The sequence below is a fragment of the Mesorhizobium sp. M2A.F.Ca.ET.039.01.1.1 genome, assembly GCF_003998035.1.
GTDB lineage: Bacteria > Pseudomonadota > Alphaproteobacteria > Rhizobiales > Rhizobiaceae > Mesorhizobium.
The window spans coordinates 1-9,637 of sequence record NZ_RZRY01000192.1 but is presented as its reverse complement, the minus strand read 5'-3'; the positions used below and the strand labels follow the sequence as shown (position 1 = coordinate 9,637).

Sequence of the window (9,637 nt, the reverse complement as noted above, 5' to 3'; positions counted from 1 at the left end):
TGACGACATAGGCCACCGATTCATCGACGCCGGCGAAGAACGACATCGCCGCACCGCCGGCGGCAAGGGCGCATAGCGCGGCGATGACGCCTATCATCGTCTCGGCCGGCATGCCGGCCATGCCATCGCCGAAGCCGAACCGCAGCCCCCACAATCCGAGGATGAAACTGCCCATGCCGGAGCTGGCGATGGTGATCAGCCGGAACAGCGGTGTTCGCTTCGGGTTACTGACTGGAGACATGCAAGGTCCCTGGATTAAGGGGCCTTGTAGCGGAAACCTCCTTAAGATGAGTTTCCGCCGATGCATCCAATTTTACTGGAAAATGCTCTTTGCCTTAGCGAACTATTCGCGACCACCGTCGTTCTGCTTCAGTTCCTCCAGCGACGGCATCGAAACGATGTGATAGCCGGAATCCACATAATGGATTTCGCCGGTGACACCCGACGAAAGATCGGAGAGCAGGTAAAGCGCCGAGCCGCCGACTTCGTCCAGGGTCACGGTGCGCCGCAGAGGCGAGTTGCGCTGCTGATAGGAGAACATATGGCGGGCGTCGGAAACGCCCGAGCCGGCCAGCGTACGCACCGGTCCGGCCGAGATGCCGTTCACCCTGATGCCGCGCGGCCCGTAGTCATTGGCAAGATAGCGCACGCTGGCCTCGAGCCCCGCCTTGGCGACGCCCATGACATTGTAGTTCGGCATCACCCTCACCGACCCGGCATAGGTCAGCGTGATCATCGAGCCGCCATTGCCCATCAGCGCGGCGGCATTGCGGGCGACCTCGGTGAAGGAATAGCAGGAGATCACCATGGTGCGCACGAAATTGTCGCGGCTGGTGTCGGCGTAGAGGCCCTTGAGCTCGTTCTTGTCGGAAAAGCCGATGGCATGCACCACGAAGTCCAGCCCGCCCCAGGCCTTGCCGAGGGTGTCGAAGGTCGCGGTGACGGAGGCGCTGTCCTCGACGTCGCAAGGCACGATCAAGGAGGCGCCCACCTTCTCGGCGAGCGGCTTGACGCGCCGCCCGAAGGCGTCGCCCTGGTAGGTGAAGGCAAGCTCCGCCCCGTGCTCGGACAATTTCTTGGCGATGCCCCAGGCGATCGAATGATCGTTGGCGACCCCCATGACAAGCCCGCGCTTGCCCTTCATCAACCCTTCCATAAAAGGCAGATCCTTATGCGGAATAGCGTTGGAAAATCAGCGTTGCGTTGGTGCCACCGAAACCGAAGGAATTGGACAAAACGGTGTCGATCTTGGCGTTGTCGATGCGCTTGCGCACGATCGGCATGCGCTCGAATTCCGGATCGAGCTCCTCGATATGGGCGCTCTCGCCGATGAAGCCGCCCTGCATCATCAGGATCGAATAGATCGATTCCTGCACGCCGGCCGCCCCCAGCGAATGGCCGGTGAGCGACTTGGTCGAGGTGATGTAGGGCATCTTGTCGCCGAACACCTCGCGGATGGCGCCCATTTCCCTGGAATCGCCGACCGGCGTCGAGGTGCCGTGGGTGTTGATGTAGTCGACCGGGGTCGGGACGGTGGCAAGCGCCTGCCGCATGCAGCGGATGGCGCCTTCCCCCGAAGGAGCGACCATGTCGTAGCCGTCGGATGTCGCGCCATAGCCGACGATCTCGGCATAGATCTTGGCGCCGCGCGCCCTGGCGTGCTCCAATTCCTCCAGCACCAGCACGCCGGCGCCGCCGGCGATGACAAAACCGTCGCGGTTGACGTCATAGGCGCGCGAAGCGGCCGATGCCTTGTCGTTGAACTTCGACGACATGGCGCCCATGGCGTCGAAAAGGTCCGACATCGTCCAGTCGAGATCTTCGTGGCCGCCGGCGAACATCATGTCCTGCTTGCCCCACTGGATCAACTCATAGGCATTGCCGATGCAATGCGCCGAGGTCGAGCACGCCGACGAGATCGAGTAGTTGACGCCATGGATCTTGAACCATGTGGCCAGGGTGGCCGAGGCCGTCGACGACATCGCCTTCGGCACGGCGAATGGACCGATGCGCTTGGGGCTGTTGTTCTTGATCGTGGTTTCGGCCGCCTCGACGATGGTGCGGGTCGAGGGTCCGCCGGACCCCATCACGATGCCGGTCCGCTCATTGGTGATGTCGCTCTCGCCAAGCCCGGCATCGGCGATCGCCTGGTCCATGGCAACATGGTTCCAGGCCGCACCCTGGCTCAGGAAGCGCATGGCGCGGCGGTCGATCATCGGGGTAGGATCGAGCGTCGGCGCGCCCCAGACCTGGCAGCGGAAGCCGTGCTCGGCGAAGGAATTGGAAAAGCTGATGCCGGATTTGGCATCGTAAAGCGAGCTCTGCACCTCATTGGCATTGTTGCCGATCGACGACACAATGCCGAGCCCTGTCACTACGACCCGTCTCATTCGCAACTCCTTCCGGCGTATCCGGGCGGAAAACCTAGCCGGTTTTCGCCCGTGATCATACGCAAATAAACTGACGTGGCGCCCATTGGGTACGCGGACGCCGTGGCGAAAAACGGTCAGGCGGCCGACTGTTTGGACAGGCCGACCTTCAGATCCGTGGCGGCGTATATGGGTTCGCCATCCGCCTTAAGCCAGCCATCGGCGATGCCGAGCACCAGCCGGCCGCGCATCACGCGCTTGAAGTCGACGCCGTACTCCACCTTCTTCACCGACGGCGTCACCATGCCCTTGAACTTCACCTCGCCGGTCGAAAGCGCCATGCCCTTGCCGGGTTCGCCCAGCCAGCCGAGATAAAAACCCGTCAACTGCCACATGGCGTCGAGGCCGAGGCAGCCTGGCATGATCGGATTGCCGATGAAGTGGCAGGCGAAGAACCACAGGTCCGGCTTGATGTCGAATTCGGCGCGGATGAAGCCCTTGTCAAAAGCGCCGCCGGTCTCGCTGATCTCGGTGATGCGGTCGAACATCAGCATAGGTGGGTAGGGCAGCTGGGCGTTGCCCGGCCCGAACAGGTCGCCGCGGGCGCAGGCGAGCAGTTCCTCGTAATCGTAGCTGGACTTTTGATCCGCCATCAAATTTCCGTCCCCGTGTTCTTTCGCGGGCGGCAGGGCGCCCTTCTCGTTGGTTTCCTAACACACTCTGTTTGCGGCCGGAAACCGGCGTTTGCGCTTAACCCGTGCGCCTGCCCGGGTCAATGCGCGCTATTGATCGCATTCAGACTACAGAATATATGTCGGCTGATGTCCGGTTTTGGCTTTCGACGTCTTTTTGCCACTCTGGACCTGTTGATGGGCTGGGCAACAAGCGTCGAAGCGAAGAGATGGATTCGGGCTACCGGAAGGAAAATGTCGCTGTGGACAAGCGGGTTCGCGAAGCCGGCCTGAGGCCGACGCGCCAGCGCATCGCGCTGGCCGATCTGCTTTTCGCCAAGGGCGACCGCCACCTTTCGGCCGAGGAACTGCACGAAGAGGCGATCGCCGCCGGGGTGCCGGTTTCATTGGCGACGGTCTATAACGCGCTCCATCAGTTCACAGAGGCCGGCCTGTTGCGCATCCTGGCGGTCGAAGGCTCGAAAACCTATTTCGACACCAACACCTCCGACCATCATCACTTCTACGTCGAGGGCGAGAACCGGATTTTCGACATCGAAAGCGGACCGGTCACCGTCTCCAACCTGCCGGCACCGCCGGAGGGCATGGAGATCGCCAATGTCGACATCGTCGTGAGGCTTCGCCCGAAGCGCGGCGACTGATCCCGTGGCGACGCGTCCCGTCGACCTGATCGTCCGGTTTGAATGGGTCACCGTCGCCGCCTTGGCCGTCATTTGCTACGCAATGGCCCACTTTTCCTGGTGGCTGTTTGCGCTGCTTATCCCGGACCTGTCGATGCTGGGCTACCTCGCCGGGCCGCGCCTCGGCGCCGTCACCTATAACGCCTTGCATATCCTGATTGCCCCACTGGTCCTTCTGCTCGCGGGCGCGTTGCTCGCCGGCCCGCTCACGACCGCGGTGGCGCTTATCTGGATAGCGCACATCGCCATCGACCGTGCCCTCGGCTACGGCCTCAAGCTGCCCACCGGTTTTCAGGATACGCATCTCGGCCGCATTGGCCGCCAGCAGGGCGGTGTGTCCAGCTAGGCTGTATTGAGACCCAGGACAGGCTGGGTCGGGAATGGGTTCTCGAGAACTGGAACGAAGCGTACTCAAGGTCGGCGAGCACCGGAAGGGTCATGGGCCTCACCGGGCTCTGTACGTCCGGAGCTATAGACGGCGTCGGGGTTAATGCTGGCTCCACTTTGCCGCCGCGCGAAGTCAACGAACGCCTTGAACGCGGCGGTCGGGTTGCGTCGGCTCGGATAGTAGAGGCTCAACGGCGACAGAATGGGCGTCCAATCCTCAAGCACGCGCACAAGGCGGCCTGCCTCGATGTCGTCTCGCACGTCGGATTCCATCGCCAGGGCCAGACCCACGGACGCGAGGACCGCGGTGCGTGCGAGGCTCGCTTCGTCGAGGGTGATGGCGCCCTGGACGTCGATGTGGACCGATTGTCCGTCCTTCTCGAACGGCCAGCGGTAGATTGCGCCATCGGGAAGCCGGACGCGGAGACAGGAATGCCCGGCGAGATCCTGAGGTACCAGGGGCGTCCCATGAGTTATCAAGTAGGTCGGCGTGCCCACGACGACACTGCGCCGCGCGACACCCAACGGGACCGCGATCATGTCGGCCGGCACGAGGTCGATCCTACGGACGCCGAGGTCGAAGCCGCCTGCGACAATGTCCACCATGCGGCCCTCTGTGACGATGTCGATGTGGACCTGAGGGTGCGCGCGCAGGAACGGTAGGACGAGCGAAGTGAAGATCTCTCGCGCCGCTGTCGGAAAGGCGTTGATGCGCAGCGTACCCGACGGCATCGCCTGCTGAGAGCGCGCAACCTCCATCGCCTCATGAATGTCCTGCACGGCCGGAGCGACCTGCGCGACGAACCGCTGGCCGGCCTCCGTCAATGAGACACTTCGAGTCGTCCGGTTGAAGAGCCGTACGCCAAGCGTGCGCTCCAGCTTTCCGACCGCGTTGCTGAGCGCGGTCGTCGAAACCCCGAGCTCACGCGCTGCCGTGCGAAACTTGCCGCGGCGGGCGACCATGAGAACTGCGTCTAATTCCGTCAGGCTACTTTGCACAATTATCCCGACTTTCGTGATGAGACGTCCCGAATTGTCCTGATTATCGCGCGACCTGTCTACCGCTATTTTGGGGAGCAACGAAACTTCCAGCCGCTGCGGCTGCGATCGCAACAAGCAGGACAAGACCAATGACGCTCGAACTACCACCTCCAATCGCCGCATATGTGGCCGCGAACGCCCGCCTGGACGTTGACGGCATGCTGGCACCCTTCGCAGCCGGGGCGGTCCTCCGCGATAACGGCGCCGTTCTTCGGGGGCCGCTGAAATCAAGCACTTGCTTGAAGAGGCGGTGGTCGGCGCGAAGGCGATTTTCACACCGGATACCGTCCGACACGAGGACGGTCAGGTGGTCGTCGAAGGCCCCGCTCATGGCGAGTTCAAGGGCAGCCCGATCCGCTTCACCTACCGCTTCACGCTCGAAAACGACGCCATCAAGGCTTTGGAGATCACGGCATGACCATCAAAGCTGATCCGACCGAGTTCGCGGGAAAACGCGTCCTCATCAGCGGCGGCACCAAGGGTCTGGGCCGCGCCACTGTCGACCGCTTCCTGGCCGGAGGCGCCCGCGTGATTACATCTGCCCGTGGAACGCTGGAGCCCATCGATAGCGTCGAATTCGTCCAGGCGGACCTGACCACGGCCGAGGGCGGGGAAATGCTGGCCAGGGTGGCGATCGAGCGTCTGGGTGGCGTCGACATCATCGCGCATGTGCTTGGTGGTTCGACCACCCCGGGCGGTGGCTTTGTCGCCCTGACGGACGAGTACTGGCTTTCCGAGCTGAACCTGAACCTCCTGGCCACAGTCCGTCTCGACCGGCTCCTGATTCCGCAGATGATCGAGCGGGGCAGCGGCGCGGTGGTGCACGTCACCTCCATCCAGTCGGTCCTGCCGCTCCCCGACGCAACCACCGCCTATGCCAGCGCCAAGGCCGCGCTCCGGACTTACAGCAAGTCCATCTCCAAGGAGCTGGGTTCCAAGGGCGTTAGAGTCAACGTCCTCTCCCCCGGCTGGATCATGACCGAAGGGACCGATGTATTTCTCAAGCGCATCCAAGCCGCCAACGGTGGCACTGTCGAGGACGCGCGCCAACTCGTACTGGCCGGCCTTGGCGGCATTGCCATAGGTCGCGGCGCCGAACCATCCGAGGTCGCCGAAGCCATCGCTTTCCTGGCCTCGGATCGCGCCTCGTCGATCCATGGTTCGGAGCTCGTCGTCGACGGCGGCACTGTCCCGACTGTCTGATCAAAGGGACTCGTCCACGCTTGGCCGAGCTGGCCTAGCATGGACCGACGCGTGCCATGGCCCGATTGTCCCGACGTCCGCTCTCCGAGCGCGCCGTGGCATAGATATCCAGAAACTGGTCCGGCTTCGCGAGATTCTCTTCGAAGGAGGTACAGGTGTAGGCGGGCTCATCGTCGGCAACGTCACAGGCCAGCATAGTAAAACCGTCGGATTTCTTCGCCGCGGCGCGGCGGCTGGTTCCGAACACTCGAAAGCCCGCATTCCGCAAGGCTTTGGCTGTGGCGAGACCGATGCCGGAGGATGCGCCGATAGACGAAGGGGCGGAGGGAAGCGCACACCCGCGCTGTCCGGTTCGACGGCCATGCTCATCTCCAATCTGTGCTCTCAAACCAGCATCGACTGCTGGCGAAGATTCCCGCCGTCGCGCCTTCCCATATTTCCGGAGTCAGGCCGTGCAGAAGCCGGGGACGGCGACCTTCTGGAACAGGTGCGGGCTGGCCACGACGGATGAAGGATATGCTGGAAGTTTCGCGAGGAACTCGGGATCAGTGAAGGCGGCGCGGACCGCCTCGGTGGATTCCCACACCACATAGTTCAGGTAAGTCGGGCTCTCGCCGATCGCTCGATGTAGTTGCATGGAAATGAAGCCCGGTTGCTTCGTTATGATCTCGGCAGCCGCCTTGAAAGCGTCCAGGAAGCCCGCTTCGTCGGCGGGATCGACGACCGCGAAGAGGTTGATAAGCACGAGAGGCGCGGCCGCGATACCGAGTTGGCGGTCAAACGGAAATTTCTCGTCGAGAGGTTTGAATGGTTTTGCGGCAGTCATGGCGGCGCTCCTGTTGAACTGGGGTGATCGATGCTGCTTGCTCTCAAACCAGCATCGACTGCTGGGCGGAGATACCCGCCGTCGCGCCTTGCCATATTGCGGTGGTGACGGAGGGGATGCCGGGGTTGGCAAGGTCGCCGGCGGCATAGATGCCAGGCATGCTGGTCTCGCGGCGCTCGTCGACCTTGAGGGCGATGCCGGTGGGCGTATTGACCGTGACGAGGCCCAGGGATTCATGAAGGCTTGCGGACGGCTTGTTGCGCGGTTGCGCGAACAGAATGTCGACCGCAACATCGGGGCCGGTATCGAGCTTGATGGTGGCACCATGGCTCCCGTGACGTGCGATTTCGGTGATCCGGCCATCAACGAGAGGTACCTTTCGGCCCGCCAGATCGGCCCGTATCTCGGGGGTGATGTCGAGACCATTGCCGAAGACAGTCAACCTGTCGGTCCAATCGTGAAACAGCCTGACCTGATTCATCGACTGCGGGCCAGACCAGACGAGGCCCCAATGCTGGTCAGCAACTTCGAAGCCGTCGCAATAGGGGCATGGGATAACGGATGTGCCCCAGTTCTCGGCAAAGCCCGGGACATCAGGCATTTGGTCAACAACGCCATAGCTCAGGATCAGGCGGCGTGCGCTAAGGGTTTCACCATCGCCAGTGAGGACGGAGAAATTGTCGATGGTACCGGAGATGCTGTCGGCGCGGGCATTGACCATCCTGATAGCAGGGTAGCGCGCGAGTTGCTGCCGCGCCGCGGCCAGGATGTCGGACGGTGGCTTGTCATCATGGCCGAGCACACCGTGCGAGCGGCCGGCGAAGCGATTGCGCTGAAGGCCGGTATCGAGAACGATGATTTTGCGGCGGGCACGGCCAAGCTGCAGGGCGGCGGCGAGTCCGGCAAAGCTGCCGCCGATAATGATGACGTCATCCATTGTGGACGGGCTCCGTGTTGTTGATGGTGGGGCTCGACTGGGTCCGGTTGAAGCCTATCCCTTGGCTTGCACATTTTAGAACTGTGCGGTATCGTAATTCGATAATTAGGATACTGTCAAGGACTGAAATTGTGGTAACCGAGAAAAACACCCAGGCCCGGCGCGGCCGGCCCGCCAACGAGGCGCTTGGACAAACGATCGTCGACACGGCGGGCGAACTTTTTGCGGAACTGGGTTTTCAAGCGACGACATTGGACAAGGTCGCCCAGCGGGCGAAGATATCCAAGCTCAGCATCTATCGGCACTTCGAGAACAAAGAGGCGCTGTTTGGCGCGGCGTTTGCGGCCCGCTGCCAGCAGTTAATACCACAGGCACTTTTTGAAGGCGTCGAGGGTCCGGCCGAAGATCAGCTCATGGCGGTGGGGTCATCACTGCTTCGCACGCTGTTGCGCCAGGATGTCCGCAATGTCGAAGCCATGGTCATGGCCGACATGACGAGTCAAAAGTCGTTGAGCAAGCTCCATTACGAAGCTGGATCCGCCCATATCATCGCCCAAATCGAGGCCCTGTTTCGTCAGTTGCACGCGAAGGCGGTTCTGAATGTGCCCGATCCTCTCCAGTCCGCCCGCTTGTTTGCCGCGCTTTTCAAAGGCTCCGATATTCTGATTATCGCACGCTTCGATGAGGCCAGAGCAGAGGACGACAACGAAATCGAATCCTATTGCCGGTCGGCCGTCGCCATGTTTATCGCCGCGCACGGTGGCAACGACCACGCGGGAGGATATTCGCCTGCCTCCAGGTTAAAAAGGCAAAAATTGAATCGTGCGTGACCGAGTAGGCCAGCAGGTCAAGGCAGGCTAGCAGATCAGGAAAACTGAGGAGTCGGCGCACGTTCCTATCTCTATCGCGCTCGCAACCAGGTGGAGCGGTTCTTCAACAGGATCAAACAATGTTGTCGGGTGGCGAGCACGCTACGACAGCCTCGCTGCCAATTACCTAGCCTTCGTTGAACTCGCGTCAATCAGGCTGTGTTTTGCGCCTGAGTGAGTCCACGCCTCAGTTCTTGAACTTCTCGCCCGGATAGGCGCCCCACACCTGCGACTGGGCCATCCAGCCGGTGTGGCCGTCAAAGGTCATCTCGCACCATTGGCCGTCGCATTTCTTGATCGAGCCGATCACGCCCGGCTCGATGATGGCGATGACACCGGCGTCCTTGTCGGGCTCGTCGAGCAGGTTGACCTGCCCGCCCTTGCCGCGCTGCCAGGGCGCGACGATGGCGGTGCGCCGGCCGGAAAGCAGCGACTGGTTGATCCAGCCCTCCGATCCATCGGCATCGCGCACCCGCCGCCAGGTGTCGAATTCCTGAATGACTTCCATTGGCAGTCCGGCCTTCAGATACATCCAGTTGACGGAATAATTGGCGCCGGGGCCGACGCGCGAATTGACGCGGGCCGGTTTCAGGCTGACGAAGCGCGGCAGCGGCAGGCCGCTCGGACCAAGCG

At 62.2% G+C, this 9,637-nt stretch carries 12 protein-coding genes and 3 pseudogenes; 6 read left to right on the top strand and 9 right to left on the bottom strand.

Translation table 11 applies throughout. From position 1 onward, the window contains the following. The 4 genes and pseudogenes from EOA24_RS16435 to fabA form a co-directional block, all read right to left on the bottom strand. Nucleotides 1–241 (bottom strand): annotated as a pseudogene (locus EOA24_RS16435) (bifunctional diguanylate cyclase/phosphodiesterase); the annotation flags it as partial. A 102-nt stretch (nucleotides 242–343) separates the two neighbouring features. Continuing rightward, nucleotides 344–1,156: an enoyl-ACP reductase FabI gene (gene fabI, locus EOA24_RS16430; RefSeq protein ID WP_126079403.1), complete on the bottom strand. Its 813-nt coding sequence runs from the start codon at nucleotides 1,154–1,156 to the stop codon at nucleotides 344–346. Between the two features lie 13 nt (nucleotides 1,157–1,169). Next, nucleotides 1,170–2,390, bottom strand: coding sequence for a beta-ketoacyl-ACP synthase I (fabB, locus tag EOA24_RS16425; protein ID WP_126079402.1), 1,221 nt, complete (start codon nucleotides 2,388–2,390; stop codon nucleotides 1,170–1,172). Between the two features lie 116 nt (nucleotides 2,391–2,506). Next, nucleotides 2,507–3,022 (bottom strand): 3-hydroxyacyl-[acyl-carrier-protein] dehydratase FabA, encoded by a 516-nt coding sequence (gene fabA / locus EOA24_RS16420; protein ID WP_040985924.1) that lies wholly within the window; start codon nucleotides 3,020–3,022, stop codon nucleotides 2,507–2,509. Between the two features lie 248 nt (nucleotides 3,023–3,270). Between fabA and irrA the strand changes: the two genes are divergently transcribed. Together irrA and EOA24_RS16410 are read left to right on the top strand one after the other, a co-directional pair. Continuing rightward, on the top strand, nucleotides 3,271–3,702 hold the full coding sequence (gene irrA, locus EOA24_RS16415; protein WP_042647097.1) for an iron response transcriptional regulator IrrA: 432 nt from the start codon (nucleotides 3,271–3,273) through the stop codon (nucleotides 3,700–3,702). A gap of 4 nt (nucleotides 3,703–3,706) precedes the next feature. Beyond that, nucleotides 3,707–4,087: a DUF4260 domain-containing protein gene (locus EOA24_RS16410; RefSeq protein WP_127409910.1), complete on the top strand. Its 381-nt coding sequence runs from the start codon at nucleotides 3,707–3,709 to the stop codon at nucleotides 4,085–4,087. A gap of 65 nt (nucleotides 4,088–4,152) precedes the next feature. Here the strand turns inward: EOA24_RS16410 and EOA24_RS16405 are convergent, their stop codons facing one another. Beyond that, nucleotides 4,153–5,130, bottom strand: coding sequence for a LysR family transcriptional regulator (locus EOA24_RS16405; RefSeq protein ID WP_126083566.1), 978 nt, complete (start codon nucleotides 5,128–5,130; stop codon nucleotides 4,153–4,155). A 274-nt stretch (nucleotides 5,131–5,404) separates the two neighbouring features. Here EOA24_RS16405 and EOA24_RS43060 point away from each other — a divergent pair, with 274 nt between their 5' ends. Together EOA24_RS43060 and EOA24_RS16395 are read left to right on the top strand one after the other, a co-directional pair. Beyond that, the gene (locus EOA24_RS43060; RefSeq protein ID WP_245491046.1) at nucleotides 5,405–5,587 is read left to right on the top strand and encodes a hypothetical protein; all 183 of its coding nucleotides are present in this window, start codon (nucleotides 5,405–5,407) and stop codon (nucleotides 5,585–5,587) included. Next, nucleotides 5,584–6,372 carry an SDR family oxidoreductase gene (locus EOA24_RS16395; RefSeq protein ID WP_126079399.1) on the top strand — a complete coding sequence of 263 codons (789 nt, stop codon included), beginning with the start codon at nucleotides 5,584–5,586 and terminating at the stop codon, nucleotides 6,370–6,372. Before EOA24_RS43060 ends, EOA24_RS16395 begins: the two co-directional genes overlap by 4 nt. Before the next feature lie 166 nt (nucleotides 6,373–6,538). On the opposite strand, the pseudogene EOA24_RS43055 reads toward EOA24_RS16395, so the two are convergent. The 3 genes and pseudogenes from EOA24_RS43055 to EOA24_RS16380 all read right to left on the bottom strand — a co-directional run. Then, nucleotides 6,539–6,682 (bottom strand): annotated as a pseudogene (locus EOA24_RS43055) (short-chain dehydrogenase/reductase); the annotation flags it as partial. Nucleotides 6,683–6,817: 135 nt separating this feature from the next. Continuing rightward, a complete protein-coding gene (locus tag EOA24_RS16385; RefSeq protein WP_126079398.1) occupies nucleotides 6,818–7,198 on the bottom strand; it encodes an antibiotic biosynthesis monooxygenase family protein in 381 nt (126 codons plus the stop codon). Between the two features lie 43 nt (nucleotides 7,199–7,241). Further along, complete coding sequence (locus EOA24_RS16380) at nucleotides 7,242–8,135, bottom strand: NAD(P)/FAD-dependent oxidoreductase (RefSeq protein WP_126079397.1); 894 nt, start codon at nucleotides 8,133–8,135, stop codon at nucleotides 7,242–7,244. A 131-nt stretch (nucleotides 8,136–8,266) separates the two neighbouring features. Between EOA24_RS16380 and EOA24_RS16375 the strand changes: the two genes are divergently transcribed. Next, entirely contained in the window at nucleotides 8,267–8,965 is a 699-nt protein-coding gene (locus tag EOA24_RS16375) for a TetR/AcrR family transcriptional regulator (RefSeq protein ID WP_127409909.1), read from the top strand. A 66-nt stretch (nucleotides 8,966–9,031) separates the two neighbouring features. Further along, nucleotides 9,032–9,182: pseudogene (locus tag EOA24_RS16370) on the top strand (transposase); the annotation flags it as partial. 9 nt (nucleotides 9,183–9,191) lie between these two features. Here the strand turns inward: EOA24_RS16370 and EOA24_RS16365 are convergent. Then, nucleotides 9,192–9,637 (bottom strand): SH3 domain-containing protein (locus EOA24_RS16365; protein WP_127409908.1); only part of this gene is annotated, 446 nt, incomplete at its 5' end.

Coding starts and splice junctions, on each gene's coding strand:
- fabI (WP_126079403.1), bottom strand. CDS start 1,156: ATGGAAGGGTTGATGAAGGGCAAGCGCGGGCTTGTCATGGGGGTCGCC.
- fabB (WP_126079402.1), bottom strand. CDS start 2,390: ATGAGACGGGTCGTAGTGACAGGGCTCGGCATTGTGTCGTCGATCGGC.
- fabA (WP_040985924.1), bottom strand. CDS start 3,022: ATGGCGGATCAAAAGTCCAGCTACGATTACGAGGAACTGCTCGCCTGC.
- irrA (WP_042647097.1), top strand. CDS start 3,271: ATGGATTCGGGCTACCGGAAGGAAAATGTCGCTGTGGACAAGCGGGTT.
- EOA24_RS16395 (WP_126079399.1), top strand. CDS start 5,584: ATGACCATCAAAGCTGATCCGACCGAGTTCGCGGGAAAACGCGTCCTC.
- EOA24_RS16385 (WP_126079398.1), bottom strand. CDS start 7,198: ATGACTGCCGCAAAACCATTCAAACCTCTCGACGAGAAATTTCCGTTT.
- EOA24_RS16380 (WP_126079397.1), bottom strand. CDS start 8,135: ATGGATGACGTCATCATTATCGGCGGCAGCTTTGCCGGACTCGCCGCC.